The organism is Streptomyces sp. NPDC003284 (assembly GCF_053589675.1).
Genome location: NZ_JBSFSI010000007.1, coordinates 125,948 through 146,701 on the forward strand (window position 1 = coordinate 125,948; position 20,754 = coordinate 146,701).

The 20,754-nt window shown below is 72.0% G+C and carries 19 protein-coding genes and 1 CRISPR repeat array; of the genes, 7 read left to right on the forward strand and 12 right to left on the reverse strand.

From position 1 onward, the window contains the following. Window positions 1-3 precede the first annotated feature (3 nt). The 7 genes from ACWDYF_RS17255 to ACWDYF_RS17285 are packed head-to-tail and all read left to right on the forward strand — an operon-like array spanning window position 4 to window position 7,694. Complete coding sequence (locus tag ACWDYF_RS17255; protein ID WP_381739637.1) at window positions 4-1,029, forward strand: NAD-dependent epimerase/dehydratase family protein; 1,026 nt, start codon at window positions 4-6, stop codon at window positions 1,027-1,029. Continuing rightward, the gene (locus ACWDYF_RS17260; RefSeq protein WP_389468605.1) at window positions 1,017-2,300 is read left to right on the forward strand and encodes a DUF4910 domain-containing protein; all 1,284 of its coding nucleotides are present in this window, start codon (window positions 1,017-1,019) and stop codon (window positions 2,298-2,300) included. The genes ACWDYF_RS17255 and ACWDYF_RS17260 overlap by 13 nt, the downstream gene beginning before the upstream one ends. 5 nt (window positions 2,301-2,305) lie before the next feature. Beyond that, window positions 2,306-3,616 (forward strand): MATE family efflux transporter, encoded by a 1,311-nt coding sequence (locus ACWDYF_RS17265; RefSeq protein ID WP_389468608.1) that lies wholly within the window; start codon window positions 2,306-2,308, stop codon window positions 3,614-3,616. Further along, window positions 3,613-4,560 (forward strand): glycosyltransferase family 2 protein, encoded by a 948-nt coding sequence (locus ACWDYF_RS17270; RefSeq protein ID WP_389468611.1) that lies wholly within the window; start codon window positions 3,613-3,615, stop codon window positions 4,558-4,560. Before ACWDYF_RS17265 ends, ACWDYF_RS17270 begins: the two co-directional genes overlap by 4 nt. Next, the gene (locus ACWDYF_RS17275; protein ID WP_389468614.1) at window positions 4,557-5,786 is read left to right on the forward strand and encodes a polysaccharide pyruvyl transferase family protein; all 1,230 of its coding nucleotides are present in this window, start codon (window positions 4,557-4,559) and stop codon (window positions 5,784-5,786) included. The genes ACWDYF_RS17270 and ACWDYF_RS17275 overlap by 4 nt, the downstream gene beginning before the upstream one ends. Next, window positions 5,783-6,334, forward strand: a complete 552-nt coding sequence (locus ACWDYF_RS17280) for a dTDP-4-dehydrorhamnose 3,5-epimerase family protein (protein ID WP_389468617.1) — start codon at window positions 5,783-5,785, stop codon at window positions 6,332-6,334. Before ACWDYF_RS17275 ends, ACWDYF_RS17280 begins: the two co-directional genes overlap by 4 nt. Before the next feature lie 7 nt (window positions 6,335-6,341). Beyond that, window positions 6,342-7,694, forward strand: a complete 1,353-nt coding sequence (locus ACWDYF_RS17285) for a glutamate-1-semialdehyde 2,1-aminomutase (protein WP_389468620.1) — start codon at window positions 6,342-6,344, stop codon at window positions 7,692-7,694. 12 nt (window positions 7,695-7,706) lie between these two features. Here the strand turns inward: ACWDYF_RS17285 and ACWDYF_RS17290 are convergent, their stop codons facing one another. The 12 genes from ACWDYF_RS17290 to cas7e all read right to left on the reverse strand — a co-directional run bounded on the left by ACWDYF_RS17290 (window position 7,707) and on the right by cas7e (window position 20,745). Beyond that, the gene (locus tag ACWDYF_RS17290) at window positions 7,707-8,372 is read right to left on the reverse strand and encodes a phosphatase PAP2 family protein (RefSeq protein ID WP_389468623.1); all 666 of its coding nucleotides are present in this window, start codon (window positions 8,370-8,372) and stop codon (window positions 7,707-7,709) included. A gap of 105 nt (window positions 8,373-8,477) precedes the next feature. After that, entirely contained in the window at window positions 8,478-9,410 is a 933-nt protein-coding gene (locus ACWDYF_RS17295) for a hypothetical protein (RefSeq protein WP_389468626.1), read from the reverse strand. A 166-nt stretch (window positions 9,411-9,576) separates the two neighbouring features. Further along, complete coding sequence (locus ACWDYF_RS17300) at window positions 9,577-9,972, reverse strand: Rid family hydrolase (protein ID WP_381740333.1); 396 nt, start codon at window positions 9,970-9,972, stop codon at window positions 9,577-9,579. Continuing rightward, on the reverse strand, window positions 9,962-11,662 hold the full coding sequence (locus ACWDYF_RS17305) for a bifunctional aspartate transaminase/aspartate 4-decarboxylase (RefSeq protein ID WP_389468629.1): 1,701 nt from the start codon (window positions 11,660-11,662) through the stop codon (window positions 9,962-9,964). The genes ACWDYF_RS17300 and ACWDYF_RS17305 overlap by 11 nt, the downstream gene beginning before the upstream one ends. A 53-nt stretch (window positions 11,663-11,715) precedes the next feature. After that, window positions 11,716-13,398, reverse strand: coding sequence for an aspartate-alanine antiporter (gene aspT / locus ACWDYF_RS17310; protein WP_381740331.1), 1,683 nt, complete (start codon window positions 13,396-13,398; stop codon window positions 11,716-11,718). Between the two features lie 303 nt (window positions 13,399-13,701). After that, complete coding sequence (locus tag ACWDYF_RS17315) at window positions 13,702-13,902, reverse strand: DUF397 domain-containing protein (protein WP_018564561.1); 201 nt, start codon at window positions 13,900-13,902, stop codon at window positions 13,702-13,704. Next, complete coding sequence (locus tag ACWDYF_RS17320; RefSeq protein ID WP_389468633.1) at window positions 13,899-14,765, reverse strand: helix-turn-helix domain-containing protein; 867 nt, start codon at window positions 14,763-14,765, stop codon at window positions 13,899-13,901. Before ACWDYF_RS17320 ends, ACWDYF_RS17315 begins: the two co-directional genes overlap by 4 nt. 1,272 nt (window positions 14,766-16,037) lie before the next feature. Beyond that, window positions 16,038-16,615: a CRISPR direct-repeat array (repeat unit 29 nt; unit sequence GGGACCATCCCCGCGGGTGCGGGGAGCAG). A gap of 92 nt (window positions 16,616-16,707) precedes the next feature. Further along, window positions 16,708-17,010, reverse strand: coding sequence for a type I-E CRISPR-associated endoribonuclease Cas2e (gene cas2e, locus ACWDYF_RS17325; RefSeq protein ID WP_389468636.1), 303 nt, complete (start codon window positions 17,008-17,010; stop codon window positions 16,708-16,710). Window positions 17,011-17,061: 51 nt separating this feature from the next. After that, window positions 17,062-18,027, reverse strand: a complete 966-nt coding sequence (cas1e, locus tag ACWDYF_RS17330; protein ID WP_389468639.1) for a type I-E CRISPR-associated endonuclease Cas1e — start codon at window positions 18,025-18,027, stop codon at window positions 17,062-17,064. Beyond that, a complete protein-coding gene (cas6e, locus tag ACWDYF_RS17335) occupies window positions 18,024-18,812 on the reverse strand; it encodes a type I-E CRISPR-associated protein Cas6/Cse3/CasE (protein WP_389468643.1) in 789 nt (262 codons plus the stop codon). Before cas6e ends, cas1e begins: the two co-directional genes overlap by 4 nt. Then, window positions 18,812-19,552 (reverse strand): type I-E CRISPR-associated protein Cas5/CasD, encoded by a 741-nt coding sequence (gene cas5e, locus ACWDYF_RS17340; protein ID WP_389468646.1) that lies wholly within the window; start codon window positions 19,550-19,552, stop codon window positions 18,812-18,814. Before cas5e ends, cas6e begins: the two co-directional genes overlap by 1 nt. Continuing rightward, window positions 19,549-20,745, reverse strand: a complete 1,197-nt coding sequence (gene cas7e, locus ACWDYF_RS17345; protein ID WP_389468649.1) for a type I-E CRISPR-associated protein Cas7/Cse4/CasC — start codon at window positions 20,743-20,745, stop codon at window positions 19,549-19,551. The genes cas5e and cas7e overlap by 4 nt, the downstream gene beginning before the upstream one ends. Between the last annotated feature and the right edge of the window lie 9 nt (window positions 20,746-20,754).

Sequence of the window (20,754 nt, forward strand, 5' to 3'; positions counted from 1 at the left end):
ACCTTGCGCGTACTGCTGACCGGCCACCTGGGCTACCTGGGCACCGTGATGGCCCCGGTGCTGACCGCCGCGGGGCACGAGGTCGTCGGGCTGGACGCCGGCCTGTTCGCCGACTGCGTGCTGGGCCCCGTGCCGGACGACCCGCCGGGGCACCGGGTGGACCTGCGCGACGTCACCGCCGACCAGGTGGCCGGGGTGGACGCCGTGATCCACCTGGCCGCGCTCTCCAACGACCCGCTGGGTTCGCTGGCGCCCGACCTCACCTACGACATCAACCACCGCGCCTCCGTACGGCTCGCCCGGCTGGCCCGCGACGCCGGGGTGCGGCGCTTCCTGTACGCGTCGACGTGCTCGGTCTACGGCGCGGCGGGCGGCGACGACCTGGTGACCGAGGACGCCCCGCTGCGCCCGGTGACACCGTACGCGGAGTCCAAGGTGCGGGTGGAGGACGATCTGCACGCGCTCGCCGACGGCGACTTCAGCCCGGTGTACCTGCGCAACGCCACCGCGTTCGGCCACTCGCCCCGGCTGCGCGCCGACATCGTGCTGAACAACCTGGTGGGCCACGCGCTGCTGTCCGGGGAGGTGCTGGTGCTCTCCGACGGCACGCCCTGGCGCCCGCTGGTGCACGCCGCCGACATCGCACGGGCCTTCACGGCGGCGCTGACCGCGCCCCGGGAGGCGGTGCACGACCAGGCGTTCAACATCGGCAGCGAGACCAACAACGTGACCGTCGCCGAGATCGCCGAGCAGGTCGCGGAGGCCGTGGACGGCTCGCGGGTGGTGATCACCGGGGAGACCGGCGCCGACCCGCGCTCCTACCGGGTGGACTTCTCCCGGTTCCGGGCCGCGGTGCCCGGCTTCGACTGCGAGTGGACGGTGAAGCGGGGCGCGCTCGAACTCGCCGACGCCTACCGCGAGCACGGGCTGACCCGGGAGGACTTCGAGCGGCGCTTCACCCGCCTGGCCGTGCTGCGCGCGGCCGCCGCGGCGGGCACCGTCGACGACACCCTGCGGTGGCGCCGGTGACCGCCACGGGCGAGGAGATGTACGCGCTGGTGGAGCGGCTGTACCCGCTGTGCCGGAGCATCACCGGCGACGGGGTGCGCGCCACGCTGGAGATCGTCGGCGAGTACGTCCCGCTGCGCGTGCACGAGGTGCCGACCGGCACGCAGGTGCTCGACTGGACGGTGCCGCAGGAGTGGAACATCCGGGACGCGTACGTCGCCGACGCCTCGGGCCGCCGCGTCGTCGACTTCGCCGCGTCCAGTCTGCATGTGCTCGGCTACAGCGTGCCGGTGGCGGCGACCCTGCCGCTGGCCGAGCTGCGCGAGCACCTGTACACCCTGCCGGAGCACCCGTCCTGGGTGCCCTACCGCACCAGCTACTACAAGCCCGAGTGGGGCTTCTGCCTGGCCCAGGAGACGCTGGACGCGCTGCCCGAGGGCGAGTACGAGGTGCGCGTCGACTCCACCCTGGCCGACGGCCACCTCACCTACGCCGAGCACGTGGTCCCGGGGCAGGTCCCCGACGAGGTGCTCGTCTCCGCCCATGTCTGCCACCCGTCGCTGGCCAACGACAATCTGGCCGGTATCGCGGTGGCGGTGTTCCTGGCGCGGGCGCTGGCGGAGCAACAGCCCTACTACACCTACCGGTTCCTCTTCGCGCCCGGCACCATCGGGGCGATCACCTGGCTGGCCCGCAACGCGGAGCGCGTCGGCCGGGTCAGGCACGGACTGGTGCTGGCCTGCGCCGGTGACCCGGGCCGTCTGACGTACAAGCGGAGCAGACGCGGCGACGCGGAGATCGACCAGGTGCTGCGCCATGTGCTGACCGCCTCCGAACGGCCGCACGAAATAAGGGAGTTCACTCCGTACGGCTACGACGAGCGGCAGTTCTGCTCGCCCGGGTTCGACCTCGGCGTGGGCTCGCTCAGCCGGACCCCGTACGCCGGATACCCGGAGTACCACACCTCGGCGGACGACCTGGACCTCGTCTCGCCCGAGGCGATGGCGGACACGCTCGCCGTGTGCCGCGAGGCGTTCGCCGTGCTGGACCGCAACCGGCGCTACGTCAACCTCAGCCCTTACGGAGAACCGCAGTTGGGGCGCCGCGGTCTGTACGACTCGCTCGGCGGACGCAGCGACGCCAAGGAGGCCCAGCTCGCCATGTTGTGGGTGCTCAGCCTCTCCGACGGCGAGCACAGCCTGCTGGACGTCGCCGAGCGGTCCGGGCTGCCCTTCGACGCCGTGGCCGCCGCCGCCGACGCCCTGCACGGCGCCGGACTGGTCAAGGCGTGACGCCGATGACCACCGGGGAGGAGCAGACGGCGGCGCCGCCGGCCGGGGCCGCGGACGGCGGGCGGTCCGCCAGGCGCGCCCTCGTCGGCCGGCTGTCCTGGGGACTGGCCGACCAGGCGGCCTCCAGCGTCACCAACTTCGTGGTGGGCGCGTACGTGGCGCGCTCGCTGGGGGTGACCGCGTTCGGTGTGTTCAGCCTGGCCTGGGTGACGTACGGCGTGGTGCTCAACGTCTCCCGCGGGCTGGCCACCGACCCGCTCGTGGTGCGCTTCAGCGGCGTACCGCGGGCGTCCTGGCGCGCGGCCGTGGAACGGTCGGCGGGCACCGCGCTCGGCGTCGGCGGCGCCATCGGCGCGGCGTGCCTGGTGGCCGGGCTCGGCCTCGGCGGCCGGGTGGGAACCGCGTTCGCCTGCCTCGGCGTGATGCTGCCGGGGCTGCTGCTCCAGGACTCCTGGCGGTTCGCGTTCTTCGCGGCGGGCGCCGGGCGCAAGGCGTTCGTCAACGACGTCGTGTCCGGTGTCGTGCTCGTCCCGGCCATGGTCGTGGCGGCGCGGGTGGGCAGCGTGGCCGCCTTCGTGCTCGCCTGGGGCGCGGCCGCCACGGTGGCCGCCGGTTACGGCTGCCTCCAGTCCGGCATCCGGCCCCGGCCGGGCCGGGCGCGCGGCTGGCTGCGCGAACAGCGCGACCTCGGCTACCGGTATCTGGTCGAGAACGTCAGCCTCAGCGGCGCCAGCCAGCTGCGGGCGTACGGGCTCGGCGCGATCGCCGGGGTGAGCGCGGTGGGCGCGGTACGCGGCGCCGAACTGCTGCTCGGCCCGTTCCTCGCGGTGCTGATGGGCCTGTCGCTGGTCACCGTCCCGGAGGCGGCCCGGGTGCTGCGCCGGGCCCCGCACCGCCTCGGCTCGTTCTGCCTCGGCCTGGGCGGCGGGCAGGCCGCCGCCGCGCTGCTGTGGGGCGGGGCGCTGCTGCTGATGCCGGACCGGCTCGGCGAGCTGGTGCTCGGCGACGTCTGGCACTCCTCCGCCGTCCTCATCGTGCCGGTCACCCTCAGCGTCGCGGGCGCGGGCCTCGGCACCGGCGCCGCGGCCGGGCTGCGCGCGCTCGGCGCGGCCCGGCGCAGCCTGCGCTGCCAGTTGTTCGCCTCCGCCTGCTACGTCGGCGGCGGGCTCGGCGGCGCGGCCCTCGCCGGGACCGTCGGCTCGGCCTGGGGCGTCGCCGCCGCGACCGTCGGCGGCTCGGCCCTGTGGTGGCGGCAGTTGCGCTCCGCCCTGCGCGAGCGGCACCACAACCCCGTACCCGAAGTGAGGAACCCATGACCGCCCGTCCCCGGCTGAGCATCGGCCTGCCCGTGTACAACGGCGAGGAGTACCTGGCCGAGTCCTTCGACGCGCTGCTCGGCCAGACCTACGAGGACTTCGAGCTGATCGTCTCCGACAACGCCTCGACCGACGCGACCGAGGACATCTGCCGGAAGTACGCCGCGCGGGACCCGCGCGTCCGCTACCTCCGGCTCCCCCGCAACATCGGCGCCACACCGAACCACAACCGGGTGTTCGCCGAGGCGCGCGGCGAACTGTTCAAGTGGGCCTCGCACGACGACCTGTACGGCCGGGACCTGCTGCTGCGCTGCGTCCAGGCGCTGGACGAGCGGCCGGACGTGATCCTCGCGCACACCGGCCAGGCCGTCGTCGACGGCGACGGACGGCTCAAGGTCCCCTACGAGTACGGCCTCGCCACCGACTCGCCGCACCCGCCGGAGCGCTTCCGCAGCCTGCTGTTCGAGCCGGGCGGCGACGACTTCTACGGGGTGATGCGGGCCGACGTGCTGCGCCGGGTGAAGCCGCTGGACAGCTACCACCACGCGGACCGCACGTTCGTCGCCGAGATCACCCTGCACGGACGCTTCCACCAGGTGCCGGAGCTGCTGTACTTCCGCCGCGACCATCCGCACCGCGCCGAGCGGGCCAACCCGGGCAAGCGCGCCCGGTGCGTCAATCTGGACCCGCGCCGGGCGGGCCCGCTGCACCCGGTGCCCCGGCTGCTCGCCGAGTACGTCCAGGGCTTCGTCGCCGCGGTCCGGCGGGCGCCGCTGTCCGCGGCCGACCGGCGGGCCTGCTACCGCCATCTGGCCGCGTGGGCGGCCAGCCGGGTCCGGCCGGGCGCGGGCGAGCGGGTCGAGGACCGCGCCCCGGTCGACCCGGAGCGGCTCGACGTGTCGGTCGACGCCCTGGTCGCCGGGCGCGAGGGGAGGCGGGCATGACGTCCGCCGCCCGACGGCCGCCGCGGGTCGGGGTGTTCGGCCTGCTCGGCTCCGGCAACCTCGGCAACGACGGCTCGCTCCAGGCCGTCCTCGGCCACCTCGCCGCCCGGCACCCGGACGCGGCGGTGGACGCGCTGTGCGGCGGCCCGGAAGCCGTCACGGCCCGGTTCGGGATCCCGGCGACGCGGCTGCACTGGTACCGGGGCGAGTACCGGACCGCGTCGCGCGCGGGCGCGGTCGCCGCCAAGGGCGTCGGCAAACTCGTCGACGTCTTCCGCACCGCCGCCTGGGTGCGCCGCCACGACGTGGTGATCGTGCCGGGCATGGGCGTCCTGGAGGCCACGCTGCCGCTGCGCCCGTGGGGCTTCCCGTACGCGCTGTTCCTGCTCTGCGCGAGCGGCCGGCTGTGCGGCACCCGCGTCGCGCTGGTCGGCGTCGGCGCGGCGCCGATCGGGAACCGGGCGACCCGCGTCCTGGTGCGCTGGTCGGCGCGGCTCGCCACGTACCGCTCGTACCGCGACGCCCCGTCGCGCGACGCGATCCGGGCGATGGGCGTGGACACCTCGCGCGACCGGGTCCACCCGGACCTCGCGTTCTCCCTGCCGGTGCCGCCGGACGGGCCCGCGGCGGAGCCGGGCCGGGTCTGCGTGGGCGTCATGGACTTCCACGGCGGCGACGACGACCGCGACCGCGCCGACGAGATCCACCGCCGCTACCTCGACGGGACGATCCGCTTCGTCCGCGCGCTGGTGGCGGAGGGCAGGCCGGTCCGGCTGCTCACCGGCGACCGGTGCGACGCGCCGGTGGTCGCCGCGATCCTCGACGCCGTGGACTCCCCGCTGGTCAGCGCCGCCGAGACGGCCTCCCTCGCCGACCTGATGAGGGAGACGGCGGCCGCCGACAGCGTGGTGGCCGTCCGCTACCACAATCTCATCTGCGCGCTGCGGACCGGCACTCCGGCCCTGGCGCTCTGCTACGCGGCCAAGAGCGACGCGCTGATGGCCGGGATGGGGCTCGCCGCGTACTGCCATCCGGCGCGCGAGGTCGACGCCGACCGGCTGCTGGAGCAGTTCCGGTCGCTGGAGAAGGAGTCGGCCGGGCTGCGCCGCACCCTCGCCGAACGCAACCGGGACGCCGCCCGGCGCCTGGAGGACCAGTTCGACGCCCTGACCGCGGCCCTGTTCCCGGCGGCCGGCCCCGACCACGCCCTGCGGGAGGCTCCATGAAGGCGATCGACGTACCCGAGATCGACGGCGCGTACCTGTTCGAGCCGACGGCCCACGCCGACGAACGCGGCTTCTTCTGCCGCACCTTCGACGCCGACGTGCTGCGCTCGGTGGGCCTGGACCCGGACGCCTTCGTCCAGGACAGCCTGTCCCGCTCGGCGGGCGGCGTGCTGCGCGGCCTGCACCTGCGCTCCGGCGCGGGCGAGGCCAAGCTGGTGCGGTGCTCGTACGGGAAGGTCTACGACGTCGTCGTGGACCTGCGCCCGCACTCGCCGACCTACCTCGGCCGGGCCTCCTTCGAGCTGTCCGGCGAGACCCAGGTGACCCTCTACGTCCCGGCCGGGTGCGCGCACGGCTTCCAGGCCCTCACCGACCCCGCCGACGTCTCGTACCGCATCGACCGCCCGCACGATCCGGCCGAGGACGTGACGATCGCCTTCGACGACCCGGAGCTGGCCATCCCGTGGCCGCTCCCGGTCACCTCGACGTCCCGGCGCGACCGGGAGGCACCGGGCCTCGCCGAGGCCCTGCGGCAGAAGGTGAGCTGAGGCAGGAGTGCACACCGAGAACACCGAGCACACCGCGTTCCAGGGAGACTTGGACCTCCCCCGGTCACGCGCGGCGAACGAACGGCTGCACGCCCTGATCCCGGGCGGCGCGCACACCTACGCCAAGGGCGACGACCAGTATCCCGAGAACCTGGCCCCGGTCATCAGCCACGGCCACGGTGCCCATGTGTGGGACGTGGACGGCAACCGGTACATCGAGTACGGCTCCGGCCTCCGGTCGGTCAGCCTCGGCCACGCCCATCCGCGCGTGACCGAGGCGGTGCGCCGCCAGCTCGACCGCGGCAGCAACTTCGTCCGGCCGTCCATCGTGGAGGTCGAGGCGGCGGAACGCTTCCTGGCGACGGTACCGACCGCCGAGATGGTCAAGTTCGCGAAGAACGGCTCCGACGCCACCACCGCTGCGGTGCGCCTGGCCCGCGCCGCCACCGGCCGCCCGAAGGTGGCCGTCTGCGCCGACCACCCCTTCTTCTCCGTCGACGACTGGTTCATCGGCACCACACCGATGAACGCCGGTGTCCCGGCGCCCACCGGCGACCTCACCCTGGCCTTCCCCTACGGCGACCTGGCCGCCACCGAGGACCTGCTCACCCGGCACCGGGACGAGGTCGCCTGCCTGATCCTCGAACCCGCCACCCACACCGAGCCCCCGCCCGGCTACCTCGCCGGACTGCGCGACCTGGCCGACCGGCACGGCTGCGTCCTGGTCTTCGACGAGATGATCACCGGCCTGCGCTGGTCCGAGGCGGGCGCCCAGGGCCTGTACGGCGTCGTCCCCGACCTCTCCACGTTCGGCAAGGCCCTGGGCAACGGGTTCGCCGTCGCCGCGCTGGCGGGCCGCCGCGACCTGATGGAACGCGGCGGACTGCGCCACCCGGGCGACCGGGTGTTCCTGCTGTCCACCACGCACGGCGCGGAGACCCACTCCCTGGCCGCCGCGACGGCCGTGCTCACCACCTACACCGAGGAGGGCGTCACCGCCCGACTGCACCATCTCGGCGAGCAGTTGGCCGCCGGTGTACGCGCGGCGGCGGCCGCGGCGGGCGTCGCCGATCACGTCGTCGTCCGGGGCCGGGCCAGCAACCTGGTCTTCGCCACCCTCGACGAGAACGGCCGGCCGTCGCAGCGCTACCGCACCCTGTTCCTGCGCGGGCTCCTCGCGGGCGGGGTGCTGGCCCCCTCGTTCGTGGTGAGCAGCGCGCTCGACGACGCCGACATCGCCCAGACCGTCGACGCCGTCTCCGGTGCCTGCGCGGTCTACCGGAAGGCCCTGGACAACGGCGACCCGACCCCGTGGCTCGGCGGGCGCCCGGTGAAACCGGTGTTCCGGCGCTGGGCCTGAGCTGACGCCGGATCAGCGCGGCCGCCGCCACCGTCCGGCGCCGGCCGCCCGGTCGACCGTCCACGCGGCGACCGGCACCACCGCCAGCGCGGTGCACCAGCCGCCGAGGGCGTCGCTCGGATAGTGGGCGCCCAGGACGACCTCGGCCCACCCCATGACACCACCGGCCACCAGCGCGGCGCCCAGCACGAGCGGCACACCGGCCGCCCGGCCGAGCCCGAGCCGACCGGCCACGGTCAGCGCCACCACGAGAGCGACGGCGGTGGCGAAGGCGGTGTGCCCGCTCGGATACGACAGGTTGTCGTCCCCGTGAATGGTGCGCCCCACCACGGACTTGAGCCCCGTGGCCACGGCCACGGCCGCACCCGGCCCGACGACGGCGAGCACCGCCGCCCGCCGGGACCGCAGCAGCACACACACCCCGACGACGGCCGACACCAGCAGCACCGCCCCCACCGGCTCCCCCAACGAGTCGGCGAAGAGGGCGACATGCCGCCAGAACGCCCCGGCCCCCTCGACTCCCGCCGTGATCCGCGCGTCCACCGCGGTGGGCCCGCTCTGCCCGGCGTACGCCACCCCGAGCACGACGACGACCAGCGCCCCGAGACCGGCGACCACCCCGAGCGGCACCCGCAGCACCGGCGCCGGCCCAGAGTCCACGGCCCCCCGCCCGCTCATGCGACCCATCTCCCCCCACCGCCCCCGGACTCGCCACACTAGCCAAGAACGCGACCCTCGGCACCGCCCTCGCCGACCCTGCCACGGACCGATCGACCCGCCCGCTCAGGAGGCCTTACGGCGGCGTCCGCGGGCCACGACGGCCAGACCCGCACCGACAGCGAGCGAGGCACCCCCGGCACCGAGCATCGCGGGCCAGGCGGCGCCGCCCCCGGTCTCGGCCAGCGCCGCGCCACCAGCACCCGCACCGTCCTGACCGACCTGCTCGTCGCCGGGCTTCTGAGCGCTCCCGGGTGTGCCGTCGCCTCCAGGTGTCTCCGGGTCGGCAGGCTTCTCCTGGTCGGCGGGCTTTCCCTCGTCGCCGGGTTTCTCCCCTCCGCCGGGCTTCTCACCGTCACCGGGTTTCCCGCCCCCGCCGGGCTTCTCGCCCTCGCCCGGCTTCTCGCCGCCCTCAGTGAGGGCGCTGATCCTTGAGGCCACCCAGTAGGCCGGGTCCGACTCAACCTGACCGTCATAGATCCGTGGCCCCATGAAGAACTCGACGAGCGGGGCGTCCGCTCCGGCGCGGATACGGACAGGAACGGTGGTACGCCCCTCGGGCAGCGAGAACGCTTCCAGCAGCGCGAGATCGAAGTTGCCCAGCCCCGGATCGCTGTCGATCCGTGCGTCACGCCACACGCCGTCGACATGGACCTGGACCTGGAGGTCGTCCCCGTACACCTGAGGACCGTCCGTGTTGAGAGCCATGTCGAGCATCCAGACCTCGCCCCCGTCATGGGCGTTGTCGATGACGACGGAGAATTCCGCCCAGTCGCCGCCTGCCTCGACGGTCTCCGGGACACCTTCGAGCCTGAGGTCCGGGGCCGTGTCGGCATGTGCCTGCCCGCCCCGGGGCCCCGGACCCTCCGCCGCGCTCCGGTCGGACGCCGCCAGGACCGTGCCGGGCCCCTCGCCCGCTGCCGCGGGCGCGGCCGCCCCGAGGACCGCCGGAGCCATCGCGGCGGCAGCCGTCATCACGGCCATGTATGTGCTTCTCACTGCCCTACCCCTTGCGTGACGTCGTGCGATGCTGCTGAAGCCAGCTTCCTGTCCGGCGAACCGCCCGAGTAGGACGGTCCGGCCGATGCCGTCATAAAGGGGAGCTATGGGGGCCGCGTCCTCGGCCTGCCCGCTTCGAGGGGAGGGCCACGGCGGCAACGCCGCTTCAGCGCACCGCGACGGCCTCGATCTCGATGAGCATGTCGGGGTCGGACAGGGCGCTGACCTCCGCCAGCAGGCTGGCCGGGCGGCACTGCCGCGCCGCGAGCTCGTCCATGAGCACGCCGTACCGGGCCTTGCAGGTGGCGAGGTCGGTGGTGACGACCCGGATCTGCACCACATCGGCCATCGTCATCCCCGCCTCCGACACGGTCTCACCGAGCCGCCGCAGCGCGAGCCTCATCTGCCCGGCCATGTCCCCGCGGTGGGCGATGTTCCCGTCGTCGTCCCGCGCCTCGTGCCCGGAGACGAACAGCATGCTGCGCGGCTCGTCGATCCGGACGGCCCGGTTGTACATCAGCTTTCCGCCCACCGTCCGCGGGCCGATCTCCTCAACGCCCATCATGTTCCTCCTCGCTCGTTGCCGACGCTGTCCCGGTCCCGCTGCTCCGCGCCTGCCATTCGGCGGCGTAGGCGTCGAAGATGTGCCGCAGATGGTGTCCGATCCTCAGGTAGTCGAGGTCGTCGAGGTTGGCCAGGGACACCCGCACCGACCACTCGGGTCCGTCGAAGCCGCCGCCGTTGAGGAGGACGACCCCCGTCTGCTCGGCGAGGCGCAGCAGCGGGTCGATCGGCTCGTGGGCCGTGGTCAGGAACTGGGCGAAGCCGGGGCCGTGTTCGCGTTCCGCCTCGGCGAGCAGGTCGAGTTCGACGTAGTAGCTCGCGCGCCCGGGGTCGTGGGCGATCTTCATGTGTGCGCCCTCCAGCAGCAGGGCGAGCCGCCGCCGGACGGTGTCCCGGATCCGGTGCTTGTACTCCTGCCCCTGCTCCAGCAGGCCGAAGAGGGAGAAGAGCACCATCATGACCTGCTGCGGGAGGGAGAGGCCGGCTGTGTGGTTGAGCGCCACCTGACGGGAGTCGGCGACCATGCGGTCGATGAAGCGCATCTGCGCCGGTTCCAGTGTCAGGGTGCCGTACCGCCGCTCCAGGCGGTCCTGTTCCGGCCGCGGCAGCTCCGCGATCATCTCGTCGATCACGTTGTCGTCGTGCAGGCCGATCACACCGAGCCGCCAGCCGGTGGCGCCGTAGTGCTTGGAGTACGAGTAGACCAGCAGCGTGTTGCGGGGCAGGTCGGCGGCCAGCGAGCGGAAGCCCTCCACGAAGGTGCCGTAGACGTCGTCGGTGACGATCATCAGCCGCGGGTTCGCGGTCCGCACGATGTCCTTGATCTGCTCCCTGACCCGGTCGCTCAGGGCCAGTGACGGCGGATTGGAGGGGTTGACCAGGCAGACCAGCCGGATGGACGGGTCGGCCAGCTTGGCGACCTCCTCGGCCGGGTAGCGCCACTCGCGCACACCCGTCTCGGCGAACATGTCGGCCTTCACATAGGTGACGTCGAAGCCGTAGGTGTCGAGTTGCGGGATCTCGATGTACGGGGTGAAGACCGGCACCATGAGCGCGATCCGGTCCCCCTGGTGCAACAGGCCGTTCTTCATCAGGGAGTCGAAGATGTAGCACATGGCGGCCGTGCCGCCCTCGGTCGCGAACAGGCTGAGCCGGTCACTCGTGGGCGCCTGCCCGCCGAGGAGTTCGTCGGCGAGGTAGCCGCGGACGATCTCCTCGGCGTGCGGGAGCATGCGGTCGGGCACCGGATAGTTGTCGGCGACGGCCGAGTCGGCCAGTTCATGGACGAAGGAGTCCTTGTCGAAGCCGAAGCGCTCCAGCGCGTACGACACACAGGTGGCGAGGAGTTCGATGCCGGGCATGCCCGGGTGCTGCCTGACGAACGCGTCGAAGCGGTCCCCGGCGCGCTGTCGCTCCGGCATCCCGCCGAGGTTGTCGGCCGTCCAGACCCGCTTGGACTCGGTGAGGGCGAAGTAGCCGAGGGCGTGGAAGGCCTCGCGCGGTCCGGTCGCCACCCAGTTGGGGTTGCCGCGGCCCGCGTTGAGCATCTGCGCCTGCGACTTGCCCTTCTGGCCGGGCTCGTTGAGCTGGGCGTGCTCGGCCAGGCCGACGAAGACGTTCTTCAGCTCGAACGGGGAGAGCCGGGCGTACGCCTTGATCTGCTCGTGGGACAGGCTCACCTCGGTCAACGGATCCTCCTGGGTGTGCGGGCCGGGGGTGCGGGCGGTGTCCGGCCGTCCGGTCAGGCTCCGAGGACACCGACCAGGAGCGGGCCGGTGAGCGGGAGCAGGAAGTTCGACAGGGTGTAGGTGATGGTGTAGCCGAGCATCGGCACGGAACTGCGGGCGACCTGGGTGATGGAGGTGATCGCCGGGGTGGAGCACTGCTGGCCCGCGATGGCGCCGATCAGCAGGGGTTTCTCGATGTGCAGCAGCGTGCGGCCGACCACGAGCGAGACGGACGCCGGCACGAGCACCATGGCGATCCCGGCGACCGGCAGCAGTGCCCCGTACTGCTTCAGCAGCGGCCACGCCTGCGGCCCCGCGGTCAGGCCGGTGCAGGCGATGAAGACGGCCAGGCCCATGTCCTTCAGCGTCGTCGCGGCCTGCGGCGGGAAGGCTCCGAAGGTCTGCCGGCGCGAGCGGAACCAGCCGAACAGCAGCCCGGAGACGAGGCAGCCGCCGCCGGTGCCCAGGGACAGCGGGACGTCACCGAGACGGACCACGACCTGGCCCAGCAGCGAGCCGGCCGCGATCCCGAGACCGAGGTAGACGAAGTCGGTGGTGTCGTTCCTGACGAGCGCGCCCAGCTTCGCGGTGATCCGGCTCAGCCCGGAGCGGGCGCCGACCAGCGTCAGTACGTCACCGCGGTGCACGACGGTGTCGGCGGAGGCGGGCAGCCGCAGATCACCGCGCACCACCTCGGTGACGTAGACGCCGTCGCGGGCGAACTCCGGATGGTCCTGGCGCAGCGCGCCCAGGGTGCGGCCGTCCGTGGCCTTCTCGGTGACGGCGACCTGGCTGGTGGCCAGGTGTGTGTCCAGGTCGGGCAGCCCGGCGGTCTCCGGGCCGATGACCCGGCTCGCCTCGATGACGTCGGCCCGGCGTCCGACCAGCAGCACCAGATCGGACAGGATGAGTGCGAAGCCGGGCGCGGGCGCGGTGAGAAGCTTGCTGCCCCGCCGCACCGCCTCCACCGTGACCCGCCCGTCCAGCTCGCGCTCCAGGGATTCGACGGTACGGCCGTCCGCGTGCGTGACGAAGAAGGTCCGTCCGACCAGCGCGGGCAGAGCCTCCTGCTCGTCCCCCTCGAGCCCGCCACCGCCACCCCGCATCCGCTCCCACAGCGCACGGGAGGCGTCGGCGAGATCGATCCGCATCAGCATCGGCATCAGCTGGCTGGTGTAGATCACGACGGTGATCAGGCCGAACAGATAGCAGACGGTGTACGCGGTGGCCACATGGCCCTGGTACTGGCTGACCTGGGCCGGGGTGAGCCCGCTCAGCTTCGCGATGGACTCGGTGGCCGTACCGACCACGGCGGACTCGGTGGCCGCCCCCGCCAGGATCCCGGACGCGGTGCCGACGTCCAGCCGGAACGACTTGGCCAGCCCGAAGGCGATCCCGAGCACACAGACCAGCTCGATCAGACACAGACTGAAGTACCGCAGGCTGCGCCGGTTGAGATGAGCGAAGAACTGCGGACCGGCCATGTATCCCAGCGCGAAGATGAAGATCGCGAAGAACACGGTCTTCACATCCTCCGCCACCGCGACCTTCGCCCACGCCCCCAGCAGCAACGACACGATCAGCGTGCCGCAGATACCCCCCAGCGTGATCGGCCCCACCCGCAGCTTGCCGAGCAGATAGCCCACGGCGAGACACAGGAACAGCGCGAGCTCCGGGTGATCGCGCAGGACGCCCATCCATCCACCAGCCACTCAGCACACCGAAGGGGTGAAACATGGCAGAACACACTAGAACCGAACAGACGCAACAACCAGCAACATATCCATAGCTGATCGCATCCGCACCTGGGGCGCGTGGTCTCGCGCATGCGGGGTCCCGCCCACGGTCCGTGTCCCTCGTCCGCCGAGTGGGTCTCCGACGTCAGCGAGGCATGGCGGGAGGAGGTGCGTCCGCAGAGACCGAACCCGGGCGTCTGGCTCCGCCCGCCGACAGCCCGATACAGGTGTGCCCCCGGCCCGGACCGGGGGCACACCTGCCGCCTACTGAGCGGCGAAGCCGACGAACGTCGTCCAGGCCTCGGCATCGACCGCGAGGCCGCTGCGGGCCACGTCCTTGGAGTCGCGTACGTGGACGGCGTGAGGGCCGACGGCGACCTCGATGCACTCGCCGCCCGCCCCACTGCTGTAGCTGCTCTTGAACCACGTGAGACCAGGGCCGGACTGGTCAGGCTTCATCGTCATCTCTCTCCCAGCAGCTTCTCAACGAACGCAAGCGATTCCCGGGGAGTGAGTCCTTGAGCGCGGAGAATCCCGTACTGCTCCTCGAACTCGCGCACCGAGCTGCGCTCCGTGTAGAGACGGCTCTCCTTGTGCGCCTCCACGTACGCGATCCTGCGCCCTTCTTTCGTCTCGATCAAGGTGAACGGCCCACCGAGTGAGGCATGTTCCTCGCGTTGAGTCGGCATCACCTGCAACTCGACGTTACGCTGCTGCGCTACCAATAACACGTGCTCCAGTTGTCCGCGCAGGACACTGTCACCTCCCAACGGACGCCGTAGCGTCGCCTCCTCGATGACGAAGCTGATGGTGGGCATCGGCCTACGCTCGAAGATGTTCTGCCGAGCCAGCCGAGCCGTCACGCGCTGGACGATCGTCTCCTCGTCCAGCAGAGGGCGCCACATGCCGAACACCGCCCGCGCGTACTCCTCGGTCTGCAACAAGCCCGGCACCGCCTGATTGGCGTACACATGCAACTCGACCGCCCCCGCCTCCAACCGCGCCGCACCCCGGAAGAACGCCGGATACTGTGCCCGAGCCACCTCCTCCTTCATCTCCTGGAGGACCCCGCCCGCGTCCAGCACCTCGTCCGCCTGGTCGATGAACCTGGGGGGCGGCACCCGGCGCCCCTGCTCGTACGCGGCGATGGTCGACACCGAGTACCCGGTCAGCGCGCCGAACTCGGGCCGTTCGAAACCCGCCCGCACCCGAAAGCGCTTCAGCTGGCGCCCGAAGACCCGCAGGACACCGGGTCCGGCATCCGCTTCGGGCTCGTCACCGCTCTCGGCGTCGGACACCTCGTCCGCCAGTCCCGCCGGTTCACTCATCCTCGCACCACCTCCCTCGGCCAACGCGTCCCCGCGCCCACCGACACGCCCTGCCCGCCTACACCCGCGCACACGTCACCTACAGCAACTCTCCGTGTGCGCGCCGCATCTGGTCACGCTAGGACGGCACCGGCAGCGTGGGCCACATGAACAGCTGAATCTCCACCCCCGGGTGCACTCCACCGACCCCCGGCCCCTCCCCGAGTTCGCGATGGCGTTCACCTCGTCGCCCCGCGGCGCCCGCCTCGCCCGCAGGCTGGTCTCCCAGCGGCTCGCGGCTCGACTCGTGGGGGCACCCGTACGGCGGCCGGGTCAACGACACGCTCACGCTGATCACGGCCGAACTGGCGGCCAACGCCGTACGACACGGGCACGTCGCCGGACGGGGCTCCCGCGTCCGGCTCACCCACGCCACTGCCGCCTTGCGCGTCGAGATCACCGACACCCGGCCGGAACGTGTGCCTCCGCCCTCCGGGAGGAACCACCCGGCGACGCGGAGTCCGGCCGGAGCCTGCTGATCGTCGCGGAGCTGGCGACGCGGTGGGCCGTCGCCCCGCGCGAGGGTGCGGCCCGGCAAAACGGTCCGGGCGGAACTCCGGCTGCCATAAACCGACATGGGCTGCCTCGGCGGTTCGCCACCTGCGGCTGGAGAATTCACCGTATTGCGCTTTCCCGGTGAGATGACGCCGCGTTGCGGCTGCGGAGCACGGCGGTGGGGTCGGCGGATCGCATACGCCATGTCACGCAGCCCCAGATCCGGACGTGCCGCCCAGCACCCCGCCCCCGCGCCGCCTCCACCACTCCGGGGAGGACGCTGGCATCAGCCCCCGCCCGCTGATCCCATGGTCCGCAGAGAGCAAGGACGATTCACCCACTCCTCGCGCCCGCTCTATCCGGGGGATTTCAGTCCGTAAAAGCGTTCGCCCTTCACCCTCGGAACACAACTCACGCCAACAACGCCCTGCCGTACCGCCACTGCTGCGGCAAGTCGGCCTTTTCGGCAGCATCTGCAGTGGGCTCGTCGTCGAGAATGCCGAGGCCGTCCCACTGGGCCTGTCCGAGCTCCCCGGGTACGTGGGGCGCGTGTACGACTACATGGCGCGGCACGCAGCCGCGGGAACCTCACCGAGTGGACCGACCCGACCGACCTGCTTCTGCGCCGGCACGCATCGCCGAAAGCATGGACCGAAACCGAGCAGGAACCCGGGCCGCACCACATCGTCGCCGCGCTCACAGACACCACATTGAGGGCCCTATATGACGATCACCTGGGGGACCATCCCCGCGGGTACGGGGAGCAGGCCCGGCTCAAAGTCGCCACCGCCATACGCATGGGACCATCCCCGCGGGTGCGAGGAGCAGCTCAGCGGCTGCCGCCCTCGTGGCCATGGCCTGGGACCATCCCCTCGGGTGCGGGGAGCAGGGCGCTGTAGCCACCGGGTCAATGCGTTGCGTGGGACCATCCCCGCGGGTGTGGGGAGCAGGACGCCATGCCAGGGGTTTCTTTGGCGTATTTGGGACCATCCCCGCGGGTGCGGGGAGCAGCGCGCACATCCACAGCGCCGAGAAGAGCGCGGGGGACCATCCCCGCGGGTGCGGGGAGCAGGACGCCGCGCCCGAGTTGAGGTCCTGGAACTGGGGACCATCCCCGCGGGTGCGGGGAGCAGACCTCCGGCGGCAGGGGTTGGCGTAGAACCCCGGGACCATCCCCGCGGGTGCGGGGAGCAGCTGGCGTGCTGCCAGAGCAGGCGGCGGACCTCGGGACCATCCCCGCGGGTGCGGGGAGCAGTCCGGTTCCCCCCCGTCCGACAGGCCGTAGCTGGGACCATCCCCGCGGGTGCGGGGAGCAGGCTGAATGACCTGCGGTTCTACTGGGACCGAGAGCCGTTTCGGAGTACTTTCCCCGACTCCGGCATACAGGATAAAAGCCTTGCGATGCGCATCACCCTCTCCCAAAGCGTCGTCGTTTGGCGGCCCGGCTCCAGCCGGAGGGGGATCCGTTTCGGAGATCCGTACCGGCGGGAGGTGCGTTCGGGTCGGGGCGGCGGATCAGGGTGACGCCCTCGTGGTCGGCCGGATGCCAGGTGTGGTCGTGGGTGCGGAAGGTGAAGCCCTGCTCGTTGTTCGTGGTGTGGGCCAGCAGAGCGCGGCCCTGCCCCGCGTACTGCTGGATCTCGCCCCAGAGCACATCGCGGATGCGGGCTGAGGGATTGCCCACGAACACGCCGGCGGAGATCTCCAGCATCCAGCGCGTGAGGAAGCCGCGTAGTCCGGCCGGGCGTGAGGACGATGACGGTCACCAGAGCTCGTCCCCGTAGTCGGGCCCGTCGTAATTGACGCCGGAGGCGACCTGGTGGTTGTGATCGCTCTGGAGTGTGACGACGTCCCGGTCGTCGCCGGAGTCCGAGGAAGTGGCCGTCTCTGGCAGCAGGAGGCGTTTGATGTCGTCGACGCACCGGTGCAGCAAGGATGTCTCGGTGATGCGGTCCCGCAGTGCACGCCGGGTGCGGGAGCCTACGTCCTCCTCACTCTGTGCGGCCACGTCGAAGGCGAGCGGGATGCCGATTTCCGTCTTGTAGAGGTCGGCGATGTCCAGGACGAAGGAGAGTTCGTGGCCGGAGTGGATGAAACCGAGGGCCGGGCTGCATCCCAGGGAGGTGACGACGGCGTGGGCGATGCCGTACATGCACTGGGCGGCGGCGGTGACGGCCTGGTTGACGGCGTCGCCGCTGCTGAAGTCGCCGGGGATGTAGCGGCGGCCCCGCCAGGGGACGCCGGTGCGGGCGGCCTGGGCTCGGTAGCAGTCCTTGAGTCGCCGTCCCTCTCGGCCGAGCAGTTCGTTCCTGGTGAGACCGGCCGGGTCCTCGTCCGGGAAACGCAGCCGGTACATCTCTCGCGCCACGGCGAGGCGGTTGCGTGGGTTGGCCCACTGCCGGGCCTGGGCCTCCATGAGGTGGGAGGAACGGCTGAGGGCGCGGCCGGAGGCGTAGTAGCGGACGCCGTGTTCGCCGACCCAGCAGACTGCCGCTCCGGTCTCGCCGAGCACGCTCATGGCCTGGTGGGTGACGCGTGTTCCGGGGCCCAGGAGGAGGGTGCCGATGGTCGCCGAGGGGATGTGGGTGGTGCCTTCGGCATCCTGGGCGGTGATGGCGTTGGCGTCGCGGTGGACGGTGCAGCGTTCCAGGTAGACGAAGGAGAGCCGTTCGTCGGTGCGGGTGAGCTGGCGCGGGGTCAGTGCCGACCGCTGGGAGGGGATGCTCATGGCGTATTCGGGGTGGGACGGGTGAGGGGGGCGAGGGTGAGCAGGCCGCAGCCGTAGGCGCGGGCGCGGCCGACGCCCTGGGTGAGGGTGCGGCGCAGGGCGTCGGGGTCGGTGATCTCCATGCGTCCTCCGAAGGTGACGGTGACGACGGTGACCGGCTTGTCCCGGCGGCCGCCGGCGCTGCGGTTCTTGTCGAAGACGAGCGACTTCGTGTCTCGTATGGCCAGTTCGAAGCGATCGCCCGGGGAGGGGCGCCCCCCGTGGGTGGTGCCCTCGGGCAGTAGCCGGCGGTCGGCCGGCTTCTCGCAGACGCGGAAGCCGAGGCGTTCTTGGCGTTTCTCGTCGAGCAGCCATCCCATTTGGTGGATGGGTGTGAGGTGGGCGGTGACCTTGCGGGGTTCGCCTTCTTTGCGGCGGATGGTGTGTACGGGGTTCGCGGTCAGGCGGAATGCCCAGCGGTCACCGGCGGTCAGCCGCTCAAGGAGCGGGGCGTAGGACCGGGTCTGCCAGCCGGGGTTCTCGGGGCCGGCAACGGCGGGCCATCCGGCCTGCTCGACCAGGTGGGTCAGGTCGGTGCGGTCGGGGCTGACGATGTACAGCAGTACCTCGGCGCGGGCTTGCTGGTCCAGCCGCCACAGCACGCGTGGTGCGCTGGGCTGCGGGCTGTCGGAGGGCAGGATGTGCGGGAAGGACGACATGACGGCCGCGTGCATGACCTGAGGTGAGGACAGCAGGCGGCGGGCGCCGGGCCGCGCGGTGTTGACGCGGAAGCGGGTGATGAACATCAGGCGCTGTCATCCTCCAGGACATCGAGGGCGGCGAACGGATCGTGCGTCTCCTGCGAGCCGCCGCCGGCCGGGACAGGGGTGGGCACGGGAGTGGTGGCGACGGTGCGCAGTGTGTGCCGCCGGTGTGCGGCGTCGAAGCTGACCGGCTGGTCGCGCAGGACGTCTGCCGCTGTGACGGGCTCGCCGGGGGCTGTCTCGCGCAGCACCGTCAGGTTCTGCGGAGTGGGACGGCTTCTGCGATACCAGGCGGATGCCTGCCAGGGCACGTGCGTCAGTACCTCCTCCAGGCGGGTGTCCTCGTGCAGTCCGAGGCCGACCGGTTCGGTGGGCGGGCAGGAGCGCCGTCCGAGGTAGGGCGGGTACGCAGGGGTGCGCAGGGCATCGTGCAGGCTGGTGAGCAGGGTGTGGTCGCCTTCGAGTGCGGCGACGAAGACGGCGTCGGCGAGGTAGAAGCGTTCGGACAGGGGCATGGACGCGCCACTGACGCCGTGGTGGGCGGTGTGGAAGTCCCGGATGCGGGTGCCGGGCTGGTCGACGCGGACACCGAAGCGGAGCGCCGCCAGGGGAGCCAGGCGTGTGTCGTCGCCGCGTTCGACGCCGGCCACCGCGGCGAGCAGGCCGACGACGCCGCTCTTGGTCGGGGCCGATTCGGTGGTGCGGCGGGTGAAGCGGGAGGAGGCGCCCCAGGACTGCAGGGGACCTGCCAGGCGGAGAGCGAGGACGCCCGCGCGGCTCATGCGGGCCTCTCCAGGCGTTCGGCGACGGCCTGGCCGACGGCTGCGGCGAGTTCGCGCTGTGTGCCGGTCTCGGTGCCGAGCTCGGCGAGCTCGTGCGTGGCGGGGCCGACGCGCAGAACCCAGGTGAGGGTGGTCTCGGGGTCGCCGTAGACACGCTCGACATCGGTGGCGTAGGCGGCGAGCCGGTCGGCTGCCTTGCGCAGGTGGCCGCCGCCCTCGCTGCGGACCGGGTCCTCGAAGGCGGCGACGTAGCTGATCGGCCGGGTGGTGCGAAGCCTGACGACGACGGCGTCGGGCTGGGTGTGGTGCCCGAAGGCGTTGATCTTCCCGGTGGGCAGGGAGGAGACGAAGGCATGGACGAACGCCTCGACGGCGCGGCGTACCGGCTCGGTGCGCGGTTCGTCCTCGCGCAGGCCCTGGCCGAGGTTGGCGGCGAGCTGGTGCACACCGAGGGCGGCGTAGCGGTAGAGGGTCGCGGAGTTGAAGTCGACGGTGCCGATCATTCCGGCGCCGGTTTCCTCGTCCTTGTTCTCGTCGTCGACGGCGGTGTAGTAGTCGGACTCGTTGTCCACCCGGTGGACGCTGAGGGCGTGCGCGACCTGCACGGCGGCGTCGACGTTGATGTCGGCGGTGTCGGCGACCATGCGGCCGAACAGGGCGATGTCCACGGAGTGGCGGGTGTCCGCGAGTTCCTTGGCGCGCGCCTTGTTCTCCTTGCTCTTCAGAAAGGCCGTGATGTCGGCGGCACCTTCGAGGGCGTGGCGGGCCAGGCCGTCGAGTTGCCGTGAACTGAGGAAGACCAGGTATTTGCTTTCGGGAGCGGGGAGGGGCCCTGCGTCCTTCTTCGCCTGATCGGCCTTCCGCTTGGGGACTTCGGTCTTGATGCCCGCGGCCTTGATGATCTCGTCGGCGAGGGGGAGGGCCGTCTCGCGCCCGACGGACGAGTCGAGGCCGGTGATCCGGTCGGCCAGGAGTTCCACGACCTTCTTGGTCCGCACGCCCAGCTCGGCGGGGTCGAGGAGGTGCTCGTCCTTGAAGTAGGTGCGGATGGCCCGCTTCCACGCCTGGCTGGAGACGCGCGCGCGGGAGACGCCGCCGTAGACGGCCGTTTTGGGCACGCCCGTGTCGTCCCGGTTGAGGTTGCTGGGCGGGACGGTCTGCAGGGCGTGCACGTCCAGGAAGATGCGGTTCACAAGGCGTCC

Bases quoted from the DNA above. Each gene is read 5' to 3' on its own strand.
- ACWDYF_RS17290 (WP_389468623.1), bottom strand. From the start codon at position 8,372: ATGAGCGGGCGGGGGGCCGTGGACTCTGGGCCGGCGCCGGTGCTGCGG.
- ACWDYF_RS17300 (WP_381740333.1), bottom strand. From the start codon at position 9,972: ATGGGCGTTGAGGAGATCGGCCCGCGGACGGTGGGCGGAAAGCTGATG.
- ACWDYF_RS17270 (WP_389468611.1), top strand. From the start codon at position 3,613: ATGACCGCCCGTCCCCGGCTGAGCATCGGCCTGCCCGTGTACAACGGC.
- ACWDYF_RS17275 (WP_389468614.1), top strand. From the start codon at position 4,557: ATGACGTCCGCCGCCCGACGGCCGCCGCGGGTCGGGGTGTTCGGCCTG.
- ACWDYF_RS17265 (WP_389468608.1), top strand. From the start codon at position 2,306: ATGACCACCGGGGAGGAGCAGACGGCGGCGCCGCCGGCCGGGGCCGCG.
- cas1e (WP_389468639.1), bottom strand. From the start codon at position 18,027: ATGAGCATCCCCTCCCAGCGGTCGGCACTGACCCCGCGCCAGCTCACC.
- cas5e (WP_389468646.1), bottom strand. From the start codon at position 19,552: ATGAGCCGCGCGGGCGTCCTCGCTCTCCGCCTGGCAGGTCCCCTGCAG.
- cas2e (WP_389468636.1), bottom strand. From the start codon at position 17,010: ATGCTGGAGATCTCCGCCGGCGTGTTCGTGGGCAATCCCTCAGCCCGC.
- aspT (WP_381740331.1), bottom strand. From the start codon at position 13,398: ATGGGCGTCCTGCGCGATCACCCGGAGCTCGCGCTGTTCCTGTGTCTC.
- cas6e (WP_389468643.1), bottom strand. From the start codon at position 18,812: ATGTTCATCACCCGCTTCCGCGTCAACACCGCGCGGCCCGGCGCCCGC.
- ACWDYF_RS17315 (WP_018564561.1), bottom strand. From the start codon at position 13,902: ATGACGATGAAGCCTGACCAGTCCGGCCCTGGTCTCACGTGGTTCAAG.
- ACWDYF_RS17320 (WP_389468633.1), bottom strand. From the start codon at position 14,765: ATGAGTGAACCGGCGGGACTGGCGGACGAGGTGTCCGACGCCGAGAGC.
- ACWDYF_RS17280 (WP_389468617.1), top strand. From the start codon at position 5,783: ATGAAGGCGATCGACGTACCCGAGATCGACGGCGCGTACCTGTTCGAG.